Origin of the sequence: Rhizobium brockwellii, assembly GCF_000769405.2 — a bacterium.
In the GTDB taxonomy this organism is placed as follows: Bacteria; Pseudomonadota; Alphaproteobacteria; order Rhizobiales; family Rhizobiaceae; genus Rhizobium; species Rhizobium brockwellii.
Genome location: NZ_CP053440.1, coordinates 863,170 through 882,674 on the forward strand (window position 1 = coordinate 863,170; position 19,505 = coordinate 882,674).

At 61.9% G+C, this 19,505-nt stretch carries 14 protein-coding genes; 11 read left to right on the forward strand and 3 right to left on the reverse strand.

What is annotated here, in order from left to right; all coding sequences use genetic code 11:
• Positions 1 to 189: 189 nt before the first annotated feature.
• Genes RLCC275e_RS27670 through RLCC275e_RS27695 form a run of 6 tightly spaced genes read left to right on the forward strand, consistent with a single transcriptional unit; the run spans position 190 to position 8,324 of the window.
• Positions 190 to 2,712, forward strand: coding sequence for a hypothetical protein (locus RLCC275e_RS27670; RefSeq protein ID WP_033183318.1), 2,523 nt, complete (start codon positions 190 to 192; stop codon positions 2,710 to 2,712).
• Positions 2,713 to 2,728: 16 nt separating this feature from the next.
• Positions 2,729 to 3,823 (forward strand): beta-galactosidase BglB, encoded by a 1,095-nt coding sequence (gene bglB, locus RLCC275e_RS27675; RefSeq protein ID WP_033183317.1) that lies wholly within the window; start codon positions 2,729 to 2,731, stop codon positions 3,821 to 3,823.
• Complete coding sequence (gene pglB, locus RLCC275e_RS27680) at positions 3,820 to 5,184, forward strand: polygalacturonase PglB (RefSeq protein ID WP_033183316.1); 1,365 nt, start codon at positions 3,820 to 3,822, stop codon at positions 5,182 to 5,184. The genes bglB and pglB overlap by 4 nt, the downstream gene beginning before the upstream one ends.
• Positions 5,172 to 6,278 (forward strand): ABC transporter ATP-binding protein, encoded by a 1,107-nt coding sequence (locus RLCC275e_RS27685; protein WP_003562800.1) that lies wholly within the window; start codon positions 5,172 to 5,174, stop codon positions 6,276 to 6,278. Before pglB ends, RLCC275e_RS27685 begins: the two co-directional genes overlap by 13 nt.
• Positions 6,279 to 6,280: 2 nt before the next feature.
• On the forward strand, positions 6,281 to 7,276 hold the full coding sequence (locus tag RLCC275e_RS27690) for a carbohydrate ABC transporter permease (RefSeq protein ID WP_003562797.1): 996 nt from the start codon (positions 6,281 to 6,283) through the stop codon (positions 7,274 to 7,276).
• Position 7,277: 1 nt separating this feature from the next.
• On the forward strand, positions 7,278 to 8,324 hold the full coding sequence (locus RLCC275e_RS27695) for a carbohydrate ABC transporter permease (RefSeq protein ID WP_003562795.1): 1,047 nt from the start codon (positions 7,278 to 7,280) through the stop codon (positions 8,322 to 8,324).
• 278 nt (positions 8,325 to 8,602) lie between these two features.
• On the opposite strand, the gene RLCC275e_RS27700 is transcribed toward RLCC275e_RS27695, so the two are convergent.
• Entirely contained in the window at positions 8,603 to 9,754 is a 1,152-nt protein-coding gene (locus RLCC275e_RS27700) for an ROK family transcriptional regulator (RefSeq protein WP_033183315.1), read from the reverse strand.
• 273 nt (positions 9,755 to 10,027) lie between these two features.
• On the opposite strand from RLCC275e_RS27700, the gene RLCC275e_RS27705 reads away from it, so the two are divergent.
• Entirely contained in the window at positions 10,028 to 11,050 is a 1,023-nt protein-coding gene (locus tag RLCC275e_RS27705) for a helix-turn-helix transcriptional regulator (protein ID WP_497006842.1), read from the forward strand.
• 72 nt (positions 11,051 to 11,122) lie between these two features.
• Here the strand turns inward: RLCC275e_RS27705 and RLCC275e_RS27710 are convergent, their stop codons facing one another.
• On the reverse strand, positions 11,123 to 12,163 hold the full coding sequence (locus RLCC275e_RS27710; RefSeq protein WP_130708003.1) for a LacI family DNA-binding transcriptional regulator: 1,041 nt from the start codon (positions 12,161 to 12,163) through the stop codon (positions 11,123 to 11,125).
• Positions 12,164 to 12,277: 114 nt separating this feature from the next.
• The gene (locus RLCC275e_RS27715; protein ID WP_033183314.1) at positions 12,278 to 12,907 is read right to left on the reverse strand and encodes a TetR/AcrR family transcriptional regulator; all 630 of its coding nucleotides are present in this window, start codon (positions 12,905 to 12,907) and stop codon (positions 12,278 to 12,280) included.
• A gap of 111 nt (positions 12,908 to 13,018) precedes the next feature.
• Here RLCC275e_RS27715 and RLCC275e_RS27720 point away from each other — a divergent pair, with 111 nt between their 5' ends.
• From RLCC275e_RS27720 to RLCC275e_RS27735, 4 genes are all read left to right on the forward strand, one after another.
• Positions 13,019 to 14,092 carry an efflux RND transporter periplasmic adaptor subunit gene (locus RLCC275e_RS27720; protein ID WP_033183313.1) on the forward strand — a complete coding sequence of 358 codons (1,074 nt, stop codon included), beginning with the start codon at positions 13,019 to 13,021 and terminating at the stop codon, positions 14,090 to 14,092.
• Entirely contained in the window at positions 14,089 to 15,174 is a 1,086-nt protein-coding gene (locus RLCC275e_RS27725; RefSeq protein ID WP_033183312.1) for an efflux RND transporter periplasmic adaptor subunit, read from the forward strand. Before RLCC275e_RS27720 ends, RLCC275e_RS27725 begins: the two co-directional genes overlap by 4 nt.
• Positions 15,171 to 18,242, forward strand: coding sequence for an efflux RND transporter permease subunit (locus RLCC275e_RS27730; protein WP_033183311.1), 3,072 nt, complete (start codon positions 15,171 to 15,173; stop codon positions 18,240 to 18,242). Before RLCC275e_RS27725 ends, RLCC275e_RS27730 begins: the two co-directional genes overlap by 4 nt.
• A 76-nt stretch (positions 18,243 to 18,318) precedes the next feature.
• Positions 18,319 to 19,500, forward strand: a complete 1,182-nt coding sequence (locus RLCC275e_RS27735; RefSeq protein WP_033183310.1) for an alpha/beta hydrolase — start codon at positions 18,319 to 18,321, stop codon at positions 19,498 to 19,500.
• Positions 19,501 to 19,505 lie beyond the last annotated feature (5 nt).

Here is a 19,505-nt window from a genome sequence, read left to right on the forward strand (position 1 = left end):
TTCATCCTCCCATGAAAACATTTTCATCAATCGCGGCGTCAGCCATCGATAAATGAATTTCATATACTTGACATTCGTTCCGTCAAGCTATTTTCTGCGGCAATAGCGATGTTTTTGGGCAATTTGCAAAAGTAGCGCGCACAAAGACCTAATGAAAATATTTTCATAGGATTGCGGAGGAGGCGGTCTGTGAAAACGGAATTCATAAAGCAGCGGGACGATACGGCGCCAGCCTACAGCGTGGCCGGGGGCCAGACGATCACGGCATGGGCCGTTTCCGGCCTCATCGCCAGCTATTTTCCCGGTGAACCCGCGCCGGCCGAAGACCGCGTGAACTATCGTTTCATCAACGGTTTCGTCGATGTCGGCGACCTGCCCTGCCGCAAGGCCTTCTGGTCAACCATGGTCGGGCGGCCGCTACTGCCCGACACGGCCTGGCCGACCGAAAGCCTCAATCTTCCCGGCTCGAACCGTCGCGTCGAGTTCACCGGCTTCTGGCACGTGCCGACGCACCTCAGGCGATGGCTGAAGGGCACGTTCAGGACGGAGACCGCGCGAACGCTCAATCTCAGGCTGAAGACCTGCGGCGGCGTTCGCATATGGGTCAATGGACAGGAGCAAGTGCGCTTCGAACCCTTCAAGCGCAACGTCGAGAGCGCAACCGACATCAGCCTGCCGCTTAAAGCCGGCGACAACCAGATTCTCGTCCATACCGAAGACCTCGCCGAGCGCGACACGACGTGGTTCTTTGAACTTGAGATGCTGGACGGCGAGCCGCTCTGCGTACTGCTCCCCGTATCGCTGGACCAGGATGAGGTCCGCGAGTTGGAAGCCCTTGCCCGCGGCGTGCGCCCGGCCCGCGACGTCTTCGTCAATCAGCCGCTGGAGATCATCTTCGGAACGGCGCCCGAACGCGACCTGCCGTTGGAACTCAAGGTCGTCGGCCATGGTCATGAGCGGCCCGTTCTCGCGCATTCCCGATTGACGCTGCGCGCCCATCAGAACAGCCTCACGGCCGACGATGTCTGCGGCATTGCGGACGGTTATCACGGCGTCCACATGACGATCGGCAGCGGCACGGGTTCGGTTACCCGCGTCATCGATGCCGCCTTCATGAGCAGCATTTCGCCGTTGCCATCAGAGGTGTCGCTTGCCGCCCGCAAGCGGCAGGCGCTGCAATACAGCGCCCGCTTCGGCGCCAACCGCGTCGGGCGCCTCATCGCGATGATGGAAACCGGTCACCACGACCAGGAAAGCTTCGAACGCATTATCGAGGCGACGCTCGCCTCCATCGATGCGCGGGAGGATTGCTCGGATTTCATCATGGTGCCGCTCTTGTGGCTGCTCGGCGCCTATGCCGACCGGATGCCCGATGCCGTGGTCGATCGCATTCGGCATTCCGTCTGCTCCTATCGTTACTGGGTGGACGAGCCGGGCAACGACGCGATGTGGTTCTGGAGCGAGAACCATGTGCTCTGCTTTCATACGAGCCAGCTGCTGGCCGGACTTCTTTTGCCCGACGAGGTGTTTTCAGCCTCGGGCAGGACAGGCCGGCAGCAGGCAGAACTTGGCCGCGAGCGGCTTGGGCGCTGGTTCGACAGCGTCGAAGCCCATGGGTTGGCGGAGTGGAACTCGGCGGCCTATTACCCGATCGACTTCATCGGTCTGCTGGCGCTGGAGCGCTGGGCCGAGACGGCGATATCGGAGCGCGCCCGCGCCCAGATCGATCTCATCTTCCGCATGATCGCCCTTCATACGCTCGCAGGCGTTCCGGCCGGATCGCAGGGCCGCGCTTACGACAAGGAGTTGCGCGCCGGCCCGCTGACCGAGCTCGCGCCCTTCGCCCAGGTCGCCTTCGGAACCGGCTGGCTGAACAATGGTGTGGCGGCATTGACCATGTTCTGCGCCGGCGGCTACGAGCCGCCCGCCGATCTGGCCGAGCTTGCGGCGCTGTCGCGGGCAAGGAGCGTCGAGGCGCGTTACAGTCAGGGCCTCGAGAGCGGAAAACTCGTGCTGTTCAAAAACGAGGCGGCGCAGCTTTCGACGGTCGTCGATCACAAGACCGGCCAGAAGGGGCATCAGCAGCATGTCCTCGACATCCGGCTGGCAGGCCACCCCCTGGCGAGACTGTGGGTCAACCATCCCGGCGAGGATGATCCCTGGGGCAACCAAAGACCGTCCTATTGGGCCGGCAACGGCATCCTGCCGCGCGTTGCCCAGCATCGCGACGTCGCCCTGCTGATCGAGGACACAAGCGACGCACGGCACGCGTGGACGCACGCCTATATCGGCCGCGACGGTCTGGACGATCTCATCATCGAAGACAAGTGGCTCATCGCGCGATCAGGCAGGGGATTTTCCGCCATCTGGGCATCGAATGGCCTGGAGCTGATCACCGACGGCCCGACCGCCGGTCGCGAGGCGCGCTCCTACGGACCGCTTTGCGGCTGGGCTGGTATCGTCGGATGCGGCAATGGCGACGCCTTCAAGGCGTTCATCGAGCGCCTATGCCAGACGACGGTTTCCTTCGATCCCGGGCTTCGACGTCTCTCCCTGACACCGCCGGGCGGCCCGGCGATCGACCTCTCCTATGCCGACGGTCTTTCGATTGGCGGCGAGGCGAGGCCCTTCACCCACGATCAGCCGCACCCGATCCTCACCCACGACAGTGCAGCCTCCGGCGCCGGCACTGACGGGCCGTTCTACTCCTGAAACATAGGTCTCCAGCATGAACACAACATCTGTCGATAACGCCGCGCTCCTGACGACGATCGATCGCGTGGCAACGGCTTTCAGCCGGCTCAGGGGCATCAAGGAAGGTCTCGTGACGGGAAATTCCGCCTCCGGAATCCAGTTTGACGAATGGGACTGGGAAGTCGGCGTCGGTCTCTACGGCTTCCTACGGCGCGCCATTTCCACCAATGATCAGAAAGCGATTCAGGAGCTCGTCGCCTGGTATGCCGGCCAGATCGAACGCGGCCTGCCGCCACGCCAGATCAACAGCACGGCGCCGATGCTGCCGCTTGCGATCCTCGTTCAGCATGTCGACCGTCCCGATTTTCGTGCTCTCGTCGAGGACTGGGCCGAATGGCTCGTCAAGGAACTGCCCAAGACCGAAGACGGCGGCTTTCAGCACGTCGTCAAGGAGCGTCTCAACGACGGCGAATTGTGGGACGATACGCTTTTCATGGCCTGCCTGTTTCTCGCCCGGGCCGGCGTGCTCTGCGAGCGCAGCGAATGGATCGACGAGGCTGTCTATCAATTCGTGATCCACACCCGCTACCTTTCCGATCCGGTCAGTGGGCTCTGGTATCACGGCTGGACATTCAACGGGCGGCACAATTTCGCCAATGCCTTCTGGGCGCGCGGCAATGCCTGGATCACGGTCGCCATCCCCGAGCTCTTCGACCTCGTTCCGACGCTCGGCGAGAAGGATCGGCGTTTCCTGTCGAACGTTCTCGTCAGCCAGGTGCGCTCCTTGAAAGCATACCAGCGGCCGGACGGCATGTTCACGACGCTTCTGGACGACCCGTCTTCGCCGCTGGAAACCTCGGCCACGGCAGGCATTGCCTATGGCATATTGCGGGCCATCGATGCCGGCATTCTCGACAAGGACGACAGGGCCTATGCCGAGCGCGCGCTTGCGGCGGTGCTGGCGCAGATCGATGAAGAAGGCGTCGTCCACGGCGTCTCGGACGGCACGCCGATGGGTCATGACCTCGATTTCTACAGGCGCATCCCCAACGTGCCGACGCCTTATGGCCAGGCGCTGACCATGCTGCTCCTGACCGAAGTCTTTCTCGAGAACGGCGAGCGCCAATGAGCCCCGTGTCTCTTGTCGCGATCGAGCCGGCGCAGAGCGACGACACAGTCCGCCTGCAGTCGGCCATCGACGGCCTCTCGGCTTCCGGCGGCGGACGCTTGGAGCTGATGGCGGGCATCCATGTCTGCCGCGGGCTCCAGCTCAAATCCGGCGTCGACCTTCATCTGGCCGCCGGCGCGATCCTGCGTCCTGTTCCGGATTACGAGGCCTATGCGCATACGACTGTTTCGGTGATCGCCGAAAAGTCGGACCGCGGCATGATCGTCGCGAGCGGTGCACGGCGGATCAGCCTGACCGGGGCGGGTCGCATCGAAGCGGGTTGTGACAGCTTCATTGTGGGAGACGACGAGACGGTGGGAACCTTCATCCCGGCCGAGTTTCGGCCCCGTGTCGTCGTTTTCGAGGGCTGCGATGAGATCGAGATCAGCTCCGTCCATATCAGCCGCTCGCCGATGTGGACGTTGCACCTCGTCAACTGCACCGATGTCGCGGTCAGGAATGTGACCATCGACAATAACCGCCGCCTTCCCAACACGGACGGTATCGTTCTGGATGCCTGCCGCGGCGCCGTTATCGAGGACTGCCGGATATCGACGGCCGACGACGGCATATGCTTGAAGACGAGCATCGGTCCTGACCGTGTCGCCATCGGGCGTTGCGAAAACATTCTCGTTCGTCGATGCTCCGTTCAGAGCCTTAGCTGCGCGCTGAAGATCGGCACGGAAACGCATGGCGACGTCACCAATGTCGTGTTCGAGGATTGCAGCGTCTCATCTTCCAACAGGGCGCTCGGCGTATTCTCCCGCGACGGCGGCCGGATATCGAACGTGAGGTTCTCACGAATTGCGGTAGAGTGCCGCGAGACCCCCGATGGTTTCTGGGGCTCGGGGGAAGCGCTGACCGTCAATGTCGTCGACCGTGTTACGGAACGCCCGGCAGGCGCCATCGACAATCTCATCGTCGAGGACATCACCGGGCGGATGGAGGGGGCGATCACCGTCATATCGACCTCGTCGGCCGGCATCAGGAACGCATCGCTGGCGCGCATCGCCATCGATCAGCAGCCCGGGCAGCTCGGCACGGCGCGGTCCTACGACCTGCGTCCGACAAACGCGGACCTTTCCCCGACAGCCGATGGCGGCGGCCGCGCCAATGCCTGGACCCGCGGGTCGGACGGGCGGGTGATCGGTCTTGAGCACTATCCGGGAGGAATGCCGGCCGTCTACGTGGCTGATGTCACCGGGATCTTGATGAACGAGGTGCGGATCACGAGGCCGACACCGCTGCCGCAAGGCTGGAACAAAAACGACGCCGTCTTCGAAACGGCGGCACCTGATGGGAGTGGGACATGGCAGAACTGAAACTTTCCAACGTCAACAAGTCGTATGGCACGGTCAAAGTCCTGCATGACGTAGAACTCGATATCAAGGATGGCGAGTTCGTCGTCTTCGTCGGTCCGTCGGGATGCGGCAAGTCGACCCTGCTGCGCGTCATTGCCGGCCTCGAAGAGGTCACGGAGGGCGCAATCGCGATCGGGGGCCGCGACGTCAGCGCGCTCTCGCCGGCAGAGCGCAAGATCGCAATGGTCTTCCAGTCCTACGCGCTCTATCCCCATATGAGCGTTCGCAAGAACCTCGCTTTCGGCCTGGAGAATTTGAAGTTCAAGCGCGCCGAGATCGAAGCGCGGATTGCCGAAGCTGCCAGGATGCTGGCGATTGAACCCTATCTGGACCGGCGCCCGAAGCAGCTTTCGGGCGGCCAGCGCCAACGCGTGGCGATCGGCCGGGCCATCGTGCGCGAACCGGACATTTTCCTGTTCGACGAGCCGCTGTCGAATCTCGACGCGGCGCTGCGCGTCCAGACCCGCGCCGAGATCACCAAGCTCCACCGCGAGATCAAGACGACGATGATCTATGTCACGCATGACCAGGTCGAGGCGATGACGATGGCCGACAAGATCGTCGTGCTACGCGCCGGGCGGGTCGAGCAGGTCGGAGCGCCCCTGGACCTGTTCGACAGTCCGCGCAATCTCTTCGTCGCCGGCTTCCTCGGCTCGCCGCGCATGAACATCATCAAGGGCAAGGTCGCTGGCATCGAGGAAAGCGGCGTCGTCATCGATGTCGGCAATGGTGGCAAGGTCGTCAGCGATGTCGATCCCGCCGGCATTGCGGTCGGACAGGCCGTTCTCGCCGGCATTCGGCCCGCGCATTTTTCACGCTCCAGCGAGCAAGGCCTGCCGTTCATCGTCCAGTATCACGAGGGCCTCGGCACAGAGACCTATGTCTACGGCAACCTTGCAGGCCATGACGAGCAGATCATCATTCATGAGGCCGGCCATTTCGCGCCGGCGCCCGGTGATCACATCCTGATCGACGCCGCCCCGGGGCGGGTTCATCTGTTCGATCCCGAAAGCGGCCTGGCTTTTGCCAGGCGGCCCGGACAGGGGAGGCGCTGAACATGGCGGCGTTCAAGGCAGGTGCATTGCTGTCCCAGGCAGGGGAAACGGCGATGAGAGTGGTCGAAGCCCCGATAAATGTGATCGAGCGCATCTTCGGCCGCAAGCGTATGCCATGGCTGTTCCTGGCACCGAACCTCGTTCTGTTCGCCATCTTCACGTTCCTTCCGATCGCGATCGCCGTCGGTTACGCCTTTACCGGCGGTACCAATCTCTTCGTCTCGGAGCGGCCCTTCGTCGGCCTAGACAATTTCCGGACGCTGCTTTCCTGCGGCAATTATCTGCAGCCGGGAACCTGCCAGGAATCGCTGTTCTGGACGGCTGTGTGGAACACGCTCTGGTTCGTGGCCTTCAATGTCGTCGCCACATTGCTGGTGGCGCTGATCACGGCGCTGATCCTCAATCGGGCGATCGTCGCGCGTGGTTTCTTCAGGGCGATGTTTTTCTATCCCGTCTTGCTGTCTCCCGTCGTCATCGGCCTGATCTGGAAATGGTTCCTCGATCGCAACGGGCTGCTGAACGCCTTCTTCCAGATGATCGGCGTTCCCCCAGAAATCTTCCTGCTCGATGTCGGCTGGTCGCGCTTCTTCGTCGTCGTGGTGTCCGTCTGGTTTCACATGGGCTTTTACACGCTCATTCTGCTCGCCGGCCTCCAGGCCATCCCCAAGGAGCTTTACGAGGCTGCCTCCATCGATGCCGCCTCGCCACGCCGCACGCTGTTCAGGATCACACTTCCCCTGCTGGCCCCGAACCTCTTGGTCGTGTTCATCCTTTTGATGATCAAATCCGTCCAGATCTTCGACGAGGCCTGGGTGCTGACCAATGGCGGCGGTCCGGGCACGGCCAACAGCTTCATCGTCCAATATATCTACCAGATGGCATTCGGCAGCGATCTTCGCCTCTTCGGTCTCGCATCCGCGGCATCGGTTCTCATGGGGCTGGTGCTCCTGGTTCTCACCCTCATACAGCTGCGCATCGGCAAGCGAATGGAGTCCTGAGATGAACCCGATCAGCTTTTTCACGCGCACACGCCGGGCCGGACGCATCGATATAACCGACATATTGTCATGGGTCTGGCTGATCGGCGGAACCTTCGTGGTGTTGCTTCCAGTCCTCTGGGCGGGCCTCTCCTCGCTGAAGCCGGCCGCCGAGATCACCCGGTTTCCGCCGACGCTGCTTCCCCGGGCCGCCGTCGAACAGACCGTGCCCGGCTTCGACAAGCCGCTCAGCCTCTGGCAGGTCACCGTCGACGGCCAGCAACGTGAAATGGCCATGGTCCGCCGCATCGGCCTCAAGGCCCAGATGGTCGACCCCGCAAATCCGGGACCGCCCGTCAGCGTCGACGTCAAGGGGATGACGCCGGTGCAGAAGCTGACGGTCGCCACGCAGAATTACACCGATCCGCTGACGCGCTTCAACTTCCTGACCTTCCTCAAGAATTCGGTATTCGTCACCTTCGTCGCAACGCTTCTGACGCTGATCGTCAACGCCATGGCGGCCTTCGCCCTGTCGAAATACAAATTTGCTGGTGATACGACGGTCTTCGTCATCATCATTTCGACGCTGATGATCCCACTCGCCGTAGTCATGGTGCCGGCCTATCTCGTCATCGTCGGGGTCGGGCTTGCCGACAATCTCTGGGGCGTCATCCTGCCGACGGTCGCCTCTCCGACGGCCGTCTTCCTGCTGCGGCAATATATGCTGACCATACCCGACGAGCTGATAGAGGCGGCGCGCGTCGATGCGGCGAGCGAATTCTGCATCTTCTGGCGCATCATCCTGCCGCTGACGGCGCCGGCTCTCGCGGTGCTGGCGATCTTTTCCGTGCTCTGGCGATGGAACGACTTCCTCTGGCCGCTCATCGTCCTCAACAGCCGCGAGAATTTCACCCTGCAGGTCGGCCTGAATGCATTCCAGGGAGAGTTCTCGGTGCAGTGGCACTATATCCTGGCGATGACGTTCCTCAGCCTGCTGCCTGTCACCGTCGTGTTCCTGTTCCTGCAGAAGTACATCACCACGGGCATTGCCGGAACAGGCATGAAGTGAACGGCGAGGCGTGGAGATAGGCCTCCTCGCAATCGCCGAAGAATCCACACCACGTCTTCCTCCCGGCTGAGGCGCGTCGCATTGAACCTGGTTCATGCGGCGCGTTTCGGTCGTTGTCTTTGTGCATGACTCCCAAGGCCGTCGCTCATTTTGAGGGCGGTATGCGTGGCGGCGAGCGTAGCGCTTGCCATCGAGGCTGGCGGCCTCCGCGATCTGATGGGTGGCCGTTTTAGGCTATGTTGACGTCGATTTCAGAATGCTACGGCGTCCTACACATATCACAAAACGGTTTCGAAGAGCGGGATCAGGGCCGCGCCGATTGCACCGGGACCATCCGTTATCTGTGCCACGGCAAGCCTGGGGACGTCGCGTAGAACGCCATGCCGAGGCAGATTGTTGAATTCGGTCCGTTCGATCAGCATCCTCGCGAGTGAGTGCGGAAGCTCGCCGCCGAGGACGATCAATGCCGGGTCAAATATTGCGCAGATCGCATTGATGGCTCGATTGTGGGCCGGCGTGACGCGGTCAACCCACTCCCCAACGCCATCCCAGTCCAGCAGGTCCTCGTACTTCAGGTCCCTCAGGGTCAAGTTCATGCGCCCTTTGGAACGAAGATGTTCAAGCAGGACGCCGAGTGCAGGGCGTTCCTCGTAGTCCTGACGCCCGAAGAGAACGGAAAATTCGCCGGCGTTGCCGAAATTGCCGCGAAACGGCATGCCTCCGGAAACCAGGCCGCCGCCATAGCCATGAAGATGGGCGATATAGGCGAAATCTGCGACATCGCGGCCAACGCCGAAAATGGCTTCCGCCAAGGCTGCGGTCCTGGCGACATTGTCTGCCCAGACCGGCAGCCCAAGTTGCTCTCCAAGCAAGGGTGCCAGGTCGATCAACGACCAATGAGCGAGCGGCAAGGGGCAATTGAATGCCGTCTCCAGCATGCGGTGGCCGGAGACCGCCAGGCCGACGCCGAGGACGTCACGCCGTTTGGCGCCCCGGCGGGCAAGAAGTTCTTCGACCGCCGCGTCGATCCGATCTATTTCATCGGATAGCGACGAGCCCGCCTGTGGAATTTCCATGTTTTCCATGGGTTCGCCGAAACCCATGAGGCAAAGGCCGATCGAACCGACATTTACGGAGATGCCCAGGGTTAAACACCAGTCTTTGCGAAGCGTCAGCTTCGGACTGGGCGGTCCGGGGCGCCGGGTTTCCGAATGGGAAAAGACGAGCATTCCTCGCTCATGAAGCCGCGCGACGATCCTGTGCAACGATTGCTGGGTGAGATCGAGCGGCTCCGTCAGGTCGGAGCGTTCGATCCCCGGAGACTTCCAGATCAGCCGCAACAGGTCGCGCTCGTTGCGGGAAGCAACGCGCATCGGTTGTGTGTCTCGCAAGAAATGCGCGGCAACATGGTCTAGCGGATCATACTTCATTTTCGGTTCGTTTTGATTTACACTGTGAGTGTGAACCACATTGGGAGGGCATTCTGCTTCTGTCAAACAAGGAATTCGATCCCCGGTTTGCCGGCTCTGCTTACCTCATCGAGATTGGCCAAGCCAGTCAGGCCGACGGCCTTTCAAAGGGATCGTGTCGGAGCGTTTGGAAGGTACGATATTGGCGTTGCGGCGATCTCAAACGAGATGGAGCGCTTGAGGCGGTTAGCCGGTCGGGGTGTGGAAAGGGAAACAACCAAGTTGCAGATATCGTTGAGATCCGAAAATACGGCGCGTGCTCCCGAGCGTGAGGCATACGGGTTTGCGCCAACGCATGAAGGCACTGACTTCGAGTCGATGGTTCGAGCCTATTCGGCGGGCTACGGGGTGTTTGGCGCCAAGCCGCTGAGCAACGATCGGGCCTTTGCCTGGGCCGCGGACTTGCGAACAAGTGAGGCATTTACGGTGCTTCATTCGGTTTACCAGAGTTCCTGGACAATCCGGACGCTCGATGAGACGCCGCAACACCTTGCGTTTTACATTCCGCACTCGGGATCCTTCCGGCTGTCCATTGGAAAGACGGTGGTTGAAAGTGGGCCAGGTCGTCTCCTCATGGCCAACAACCACGAGGCTGGCGATCGTCTCATCCAAGGCGGCCCGCACTGCTCGGACGCCCTCTTTCTGGACTGGAAAGTTGTGAGGCGAATGCTCGTTTCACTGGTGGAAATGCCGATCCTCGACTCGCTTGACCTTGAGCCGGTTGTGGATCTCGCAACGCCGTCGGGCCAGCTTATCAGCAGCCTGGTGCAGACGATCGTGCAGGGCATGCGCAATGGCGGTCCACTTCTGTCTTCACCTCTGGCCTTGGCGGCGATGAGCGAAACGCTTGCTAACCTCGTGATCCGTTTTGGCCGCCACCGTCTTTCCGACCATTTGGAAAAACAGAAAGTGTGTTTGGTCGCGCCGTGGCATGTCCGGCGTGCTATCGACTATATGCACGCCAATATCGCAGAGCCCCTCACCATGACGATGGTTGCCGATGGTGTCGGTGTTTCACTTCGCGCGCTGCAAACGGGTTTTAGGGCCTTCCGGGGAATTTCACCGGGCGGTTACTTGCGCACGATCAGGCTGCAAGCAGCCCGAGACCAACTGCGGGACCCGATGAATCAGCGATCCGTCCGCGAAATCTGCGCGATGTGGGGTTTTTCTCATGCCGGCAGGTTCTCTATCGTCTACCGCAGCGCCTTTGGAGAAAGCCCGCGCGATACGCGCCTGCAGGCCGAGCGCTTGCGCTAGAACAGGAAGTAGATTTTAGGCCGGCTCGGCCAGATGTCGTCCGAAAACCGCCTACACTTTTCGCATCTTGCTCTAGGAGCGCGGCGCCGCGATACTGCCGCGCAGCACGAGATGGCATCCGAGTTCCAGGCGATGGGCCGGCCGCTGCGAATCGTTGGCGATCAGCCTCTGTTCGATGAGCGCCAAAGCGGCAGCGCCGAGCCTGTCTGTGGGAACGCTGACCGTCGAAAGTGGCGGGCGGCTGAATTCGCCGGGGACGATGTCGTCGAATCCCAGCACCGATATCGCTTCCGGCACGCGGATGTCGCGATCGGCCAATGCCTTCAGGCAGCCGAGCGCCAGATTGTCGGCGGCGCAGAAGACGGCGGTCGCGCCTTTCATCGTGGGATCGCGGTCGAGCAGCGCGTTGATGGCTGCCTCGCCGTGCCTCGGCTCATATCCCTCGGCCTCGACGATCATGCCATCCGGCACCGGTAGCTGCGCGGCGAAGTAAGCATCGGAGAAGCCGTCATATCGGCGTTGGATCGTCGTGCGGCCCTTCCAGGTCAGGTGCAGGATACGGCGATGCCCAAGCGCCAGTAGGTGCTCGATGCCGAGCCGCGCCCCGAAGCGGTTTTCCGGGGTGACCGTATCGACCAGCATGGCGGGGTCTTCGCCATTGACGATGACAACAGGCATATCGGGCGAGGCGAGGCTTCGGATCAGTTCCGGCTGATCGTCGTTCAGAACCACGATGCCGTCGGCACGTTCCGACAGCGCGATCTGCCTGACCTGAGCGCCGTCAATGCGCCGGCCGGTGCTGACGAAGGGTACGATCCTGATGCCGCGGCGTTCACACTCCCTGCGAAGACCGTTGAGGATCGTCCAGCTCACCAGATTGAGGTCGCTCTCGGGCGCGGCATCGTCGGGAATGGCAAGAAGCAGGACGCGCAAGGTCGCGATCGTCGCCTTCTTCCTCCGGCGATCGAGGTAACCCAGGCGTTTTGCCGAATCCAGAACCCTTTCGCGCACCTCGATCGTCAGCGGCGCGGTTCCGTTGAGCGCGTGCGAGGCCGTGCTTAGCGACACGTCAGCATCGCGCGCGACATCCTTGAGATTGACTTTGCGTTCCACTTTTTCCGTCACGAATTGAGGCCGCGCCTTCGAGGACGCAGCTAACTCAATGTTTTTACATAAAAACTTGAGAAAATCTACGTGCCTGGCGCGGTATTTTTCGTCATTCGGCGATCAGTTCTTGGCAAGCAGGCCATTGAGTAGCAGGTCGAAATAGGCCCGTAGGAAGGCCTCCTTGTTGGGAGTGGGCACGCGGCGGTCGTCGAATATCAGCCGCAGAACCGTCGTCGTCAGGATGGGCGCGACCACGATTTCCGAGAATTCCACCGGAATTTCGCGAAACTCCCCCGACGCCACACCCTCCAGAATGAGAGCGTCGACCTTGGCGATGATCGGCTCGATGAACTGATCGTGGTGGCGGTCGATCAGGTCGGGGAACCGGTGTCCTTCGGCAATGACGAGCCGCGTCAGCTCGCGGGTCGTGCGATCCTCGGCGATTTGTTCGTAGAGCAGGCCGAGAATGGAAAGCAGCCGGTCGTTGGCGCTGCCGCTGAGGCCCTCGGTGATCCCCAGCAGTTCCTGAAACGGCACGGAGAAGTGGTTGATCATGGCTTCGAAAAGCTTCTCCTTCGTCTCGAAGTAGACATACACCGTACCCTTGGTGACGCCGACCCTGTCGGCGATGTCTTCGACGCGCGTGCCGGTGAAACCGCTCCTCACGAATTCCTCGAAGGCGGCATCCAGGATCTGGATGGGCCGCAGCGCTTTCTGTTCCGCGCGGGTGATCTTCTTCTGAGCTGCCATTTTGCCTCGCCTCCCTTGTTGCGCACGCCCTCGTTCCTGCGGCACAAAGTTTCATTGACTAATGCGTCAGTCAATTATATAGGAGCTGCCGTTGAGAGCAAGAGGTCAACTATGAGAACCATTCTGGTCGCCACAGCGATCGTATGCGCCGTCGGTCTCGGATCATGCAGCGATGAGCGCGGGCCGACTGAGCCAACCCCACGGCAGGTCGGCGTCGTCGTCGCCAAGCCTGAGCCGCTGGTCCAAGGTGGCGCGATCACCGGCGAAGTCCGCGCCCGTGTCCAGACCGATCTGTCCTTCCGCGTCAGCGGCAAGATCATCGAGCGACTGGTGGAAGTCGGACAATCCGTGAAGGCGGGGCAACTCCTCGCGCGCATCGATCCGGAAGAGCAAAAGGCTGACCTGGATGTGGCGGCAGCCAATCTTCAGTCGGCTGAGGCGCAGCAGACCCAGGCGCAGCTCGCATATGACCGCCAGCAGAGCCTGTTTCGAACGCAGGTGACGACGCGTGCCGCACTCGACCAGGCGCAGGAGGCGCTTCTGACCGCGCAGGCATCGACGAAGTCGGCGCAGGCGCTGTTCGAAACCGCCCAGGATACCCTGTCTTATACCGAGCTGAAGGCGGACGCCGATGGGGTGATCACCGCCCGCAATGCCGAGGTCGGGCAGGTGGCGCAGGCCGCCCAGGTCATCTTTACCCTTGCCCATGACGGCGACCGGGATGCCGTCTTCGAGGTGGTCGAAAGCGCGTTCCTGCGCCCGATCGACGGCGACGGAACCGTGACCCTTCTGTCGAACCCCTCGCAGAAGATCGTGGCGAAGGTGCGCGAGATTTCGCCGACGATCGATTCCTCCACCGGAACCATCAAGGTCAAGGTCGCGATATCGAGCGACGCTCCGATCCCTCTCGGCGCTCCCGTCGTCGGAAGATTCAATTACGTCTCGCAGGACGTCATCCAGCTTCCCTGGTCGGCCATGACGTCCAAGGGCGGCAAGCCGGCGGTCTGGATAGTCGATCCCGCATCGTCTGCGGTTTCGGCAAGGGCAGTGGATGTCGCCGGCTACGAGACCGGCAGCTTCATCGTGAAGTCAGGCGTGTCGGAAGGAGATGTCGTGGTGACCGACGGGAGCAAATTCCTCAGGGCGGGTGAAATCGTGTCTTATGTCAAGGAAGCTTCCAAGTGAATATTCGTTTCAACATAGTCGCACTGATGGTGGGCACGGCCCTGATTTCCTCCTGCGCGCCGCAGGAGGAAAGCAAGGAGGAAGCACCCCGTCCCGTGCTGTCGATGACAGTCAAGCAGACGGCCGCAACGAGCCTGGGCCTGACCGGTACGATCGAACCGACGATCGAGACCGAACTCGGTTTCCGGATTCTCGGCCGGATGATCGCCCGCAAAGTCAATGTCGGAGATCTCGTCAAGAAGGATGACGTCGTTGCCGCCATTGATCCGCTGGCGCTGGAACTTGCCGTGCGCAACGCCCAGTCGGACGTGGAAAACAGCGACGCCCAACTCAGAAACGCGGTAACGACGGAGCAGCGCCAGCGCGCGCTGCTGGAGTCGCGCTCCGGCACCGAAGCCTCGCTCGAAGAGGCTGAGCAGGCAAGGCGAACCGCCGCAGCCGCCGTCGCCAAGGCGCAGGCCAATCTCGACAAGGCCAGGGAGCAGCTCGGTTATGCGCAGCTTCGGGCGGAATTCGATGGCGTTGTGACGGCGACCTCGGCCGAGGTCGGCCAGGTGGTGTCGGCCGGCCAGACTGTCGTGACCATCGCCCGGCCGGACAAGCGCGATGCTGTGGTCGACGTGCCCCAGGCCGCCGCCCAGAAACTGAGAATCGGCGCGCCCTTCGAGGTGACGCTGCAGCTCGATCCGTCGATCCGAACGTCGGGAGTCGTGCGCGAGATCGCTCCGGAGGCGGAGACCGCCACCCGTACGAGCAGAACCAAGATCGCGCTCAGCGATCCACCTGAAGCCTTCAGGCTCGGCTCCGTCATCTCAGCCTCGGCGACCATTGCCGCCGACCTGCAGACCGTCCTGCCTTCCTCGGCAATCCTTGTAGGCAGCGACGGCCCGAGTGTCTGGATCGTCGATGCGCCTGCCAGGAAGGTATCGCTTCGCCGCGTGAAGATCGACGGCGACCTCGAAGACGGCGGCACCGTTCGCGTCACCGAAGGGCTCTCCCCCGGAGAAAGGGTAGTGGTGGCAGGCGTGCATAAACTTGAAGATGGCCAGGCCGTCAGGATCGACCAGGAGATCAGCCAGTGAAGTCCTTCAATCTTTCCGACTGGGCGCTCGAACACCGTTCGCTCGTCTGGTACTTCATGATCGTCTTCATTCTCGCAGGCGTCTTCTCCTACGTGAAACTCGGCCGCGAGGAAGATCCGAACTTCACGATCAAGACGATGGTGATCACCGCCCAGTGGCCCGGCGCCTCCGCCGAAGAGGTGACGCGGCAGGTGACCGACAGGATCGAGAAAAAGCTACAGGAACTGGAATCGCTCGACTACACCAAGAGCGAGACTGTTGCCGGCCAGACGACCGTCTTCGTCGAGCTGCTGCCAACGACCAAGGCAAAGGATGTCGCGCCGACCTGGCTGCGCATCCGCAACATGATCGCCGACATCAAGGGCGATTTCCCCACCGGCGTTGTCGGTCCCTTCTTCAACGATCGCTTCGGCGATGTCTTCGGAAACATCTACGCCTTCACCAGCGACGGCCTTACCCAGCGCCAGCTTCGCGATCTCGTGGAAGATGCCCGTTCCAAGGTTCTAGCCGTGCCCAACGTCGGCAAGGTCGATGTGGTCGGCGCCCAGGACGAGGCGATCTATCTCGAATTCTCCACGCGCCAGATCGCCGCCCTCGGGATCGACCAGCAGTCGGTCATCCAGACCCTGCAGGCTCAGAATGCCGTCACGCAGTCCGGCTTCGTTGACGCCGGGCCGGAGCGCATCGCATTGCGGGTCAGCGGACAATTCACCTCCGAGGACAGTCTGAGGTCGATCAATCTCCGGATAAACGACCGCTTCTTTCCGCTGAGCGACGTCGCCACGATCAAACGCGGCTACGTGGATCCGCCCTCGGCGCTGTTCCGGTTCAACGGCCAGCCGGCGATCGGGCTTGCCATCGGCATGAAGCAGGGCGCCAATCTTCTCGAGTTCGGCGAGGGGCTCGACGCGCAGATGAAACGTGTCGTCGCCGACCTTCCGATCGGCATGGACGTCCACCGCGTTTCCGATCAACCGGCCGTGGTCGACGAAGCTGTGTCGGGATTTACCCGCGCGCTCTTCGAAGCGATCGTCATCGTCCTGATCATCAGCTTCATCAGCCTCGGTCTTCGCGCCGGCATGGTGGTGGCGATCTCCATTCCGCTCGTCCTGGCGATCACCTTCGTGGTGATGGAATATTCCGGCATTTCGCTTCAGCGTATCTCGCTCGGTGCGCTCATCATCGCGCTCGGGCTGCTTGTCGACGACGCCATGATCGCCGTTGAGATGATGGTGGCCCGCCTGGAAGCGGGCGACGATCTCAGGAAGGCCGCCACCTACGTTTATACATCGACCGCCTTCCCGATGCTGACGGGAACGCTCGTCACCGTTGCCGGCTTCATTCCGGTCGGCCTCAACAACAGTGCTGCCGGTGAATTCACCTTCACGCTTTTCGTGGTCATCGCAGTTTCGCTGATCGTGTCCTGGGTGGTGGCGGTGCTGTTCACGCCGCTTCTTGGCGTTACGATCCTGCCGAAGACGATGAAATCGCATCACGAGAAGAAGGGCCGCTTCGCTTCCATCTTTTCCTGGCTTCTGGGGCTGGCGATGCGCTGGCGCTGGGTCACCATCATCCTCACGGTTGGTGTCTTCGGGCTTTCGATCGGCGGCATGGGGCTGGTGCAGCAGCAGTTCTTCCCCAGCTCGGACAGGACCGAGCTCGTCATCGACTGGAACCTCCCGCACAACAGTTCTATCGCCGAAACCAACAGGCAGATGGCCAGGTTCGAAAAGGAGATGCTGGCCGGCAACAAGGATATCGATCATTGGACGACCTATGTCGGCCAGGGTGCGCCACGCTTCATCTTGTCCTTTGACGTGCAGACGCCCGACGTGTCGTTCGGACAGACGATCATCGTCACCAAAGGGCTCGACGTGCGTGACAAGGTGCGGGCGGAACTGCAGGCCTATCTGACGAAAACCTTCCCCGGCACCGACGCCTTCGTCAAGCTTCTCGACATCGGTCCGCCGGTGGGCAAGCCGGTGCAGTACCGGATCAGCGGCCCCGATATTCAAAAGGTCCGCGATCTCTCGCAGCAGTTTGCCGGCGTCATGGGATCACACCCGCTTCTGGCAAACATGGTCCTGGACTGGAACGAGCCGTCCCGCGTGGTGAAGGTCGATGTCCTGCAGGACAAGGCGCGCCAGCTCGGCGTATCCTCCGAAGACATCGCTACCGCGCTCAACGGCATCGTCGAAGGCTCGACGGCCACCCAGGTTCGAGACGACATTTACCTGGTCAACGTCATTGGCCGCGCCAGGGCATCCGAGCGCGATTCGATCCAGACGCTTGAGAATCTGCAGCTCTCAACCTCCAACGGCAAGGTCGTGCCTCTCTCCGCCGTGGCGAATTTCCGCTACGAACTCGAGCAGCCGACGATCTGGCGTCGCGACAGGCAACCCACCATAACGGTCAAGGCAGCCGTCGTCGGTCCGACGCAACCGGCCACGATCGTCGACCAGCTGAAGCCCAAGGTGGAAGAGTTCCAGAAAAACCTTCCCGTGGGATACAAGGTGGAGGTGGGCGGCGCGGTCGAATCCAGCGCCGAGGCGCAGGGGCCGATTGCAGCGGTCGCTCCGCTGATGCTGTTTGCGATGGCGACGATCCTGATGATCCAGCTGCAAAGCTTCAGCCGCCTCTTCCTGGTGTTCGCCGTCGCGCCGACGGCCCTGATCGGCGTGGTCGCGGCGCTGCTGCTGAGCAATTCCCCTATGGGCTTCGTCGCGATCCTCGGCGTGCTTGCGCTCATCGGCATCCTGATCCGCAACTCCGTCATCCTGGTCGTCCAGATCGAACATCTGCGCAGTGAAGGAATGGCGCCCTGGCAAGCGGTCATCGAGGCCACCGAACACCGCATGCGGCCGATCATGCTGACGGCCGCGGCAGCCACGCTGGCGCTGATTCCGATCTCGCGCGAGATCTTCTGGGGCCCGATGGCCTACGCCATGATGGGCGGCATCGTCGTCGGAACCGCGCTCACCTTGCTGTTCCTGCCTGCGCTCTACGTCGCGTGGTTCAGGATCCCGAGGGATAAAGGCGGTGAGGCCGCTGCCGTGGCAGAAGCGTGAGCACCGGCTTCGACATCAATCGCATGCGGCCGCCGTGGCGGCCGCTGCAGGTCCTGGCTTCCAAGGAGAGAACTCGATGACGGAACAGCGTTTGAAAGAGTTTCCGATGGGGGCCAAGGCGATGCTGGTCGCGATCGGCCTGGCGATGCTCGCCGGTTGCGCCACGAGGCCGTCGCCCGAAGTGTTGAACCCGGTCCATCTGCCGGTCCATCAGCCGGTTCATCTCAATGCATCGCTTCACTCCGAGGAAGCCGCCCCAAGCGGGGTGAATGTGCTCGCCGCGACGAACAGGAGCCTCGACACCGCACGCGGCGGGTTCGGGAGCGCCTGGGCTGACAATCTCACCTACGAGCAATATGCGTTTTCGGTCCCTCCCAACCGAAAGGACACCGCGATCACATATCCGACCTCAAGGCCGGATCCCGAACGCCAATTTGCCGTCATCGGGCGCAAGCAGCTTCCAAGGGATGCATTCGTAGAGGAGGCGCTCCGCTCCACGCAGTCCGACGGTACCGTCGGCATCTTCGTCCATGGCTACAACTATAGTTATCAGGAGGCGCTGTTTCGCACTGCGCAGATCGCTGCGGACGCCAATATTCCGGGCTCTCCGATTCTGTTTTCGTGGCCTTCGGCCGCCGCCGTCGCCGGCTATGTCGCCGACCGCGATGCGGCGCTGTCCTCGCGCGGCGACCTCGACTCGCTTGTTACCTCGCTCTCGGCTTCAGGAAAGGTGAAACGCATCATCCTTTTCGGACACAGCATGGGCGGATTCTTGGTCATGGAAACAGTGCGCCAGCTCGAACTGCAGCATCGCGACGACGTCATCGGCAAACTGGCGGTGATCCTTGCCGCGCCTGATATCGACGTCGATGTTTTCCGGTCCCAGCTGAAGGATATCGGGCGAATGCCGGTCCCGATATCTCTTCTCGTTTCGAAGGACGACCGGGCGCTGGTGGCCTCGAGCTTCATAGCGGGAGAGCGGGCGCGCGTCGGACGCATCGATATCGACGATCCCGTCATCAGGGAGGCCGCCTTGAAGGAAAGGCTTCGGGTCATCGACATCACGTCGATCCAGGCGTCCGACGGGTTAGGGCACGACCGCTACGCATCGCTTGCCAAGTTCGGCGCCCAGCTTGCCTCCTTCGAAAGCGGGAGACGGTCCAGCGCCGGCGACGTTGGCGCCTATGTCTTCGATGCCGCCGGCGCCGCAGTCGCAAGTCCGTTTCGTCTGGCCGGGCGTGTCGTCGGCTCGCAATGAACAGA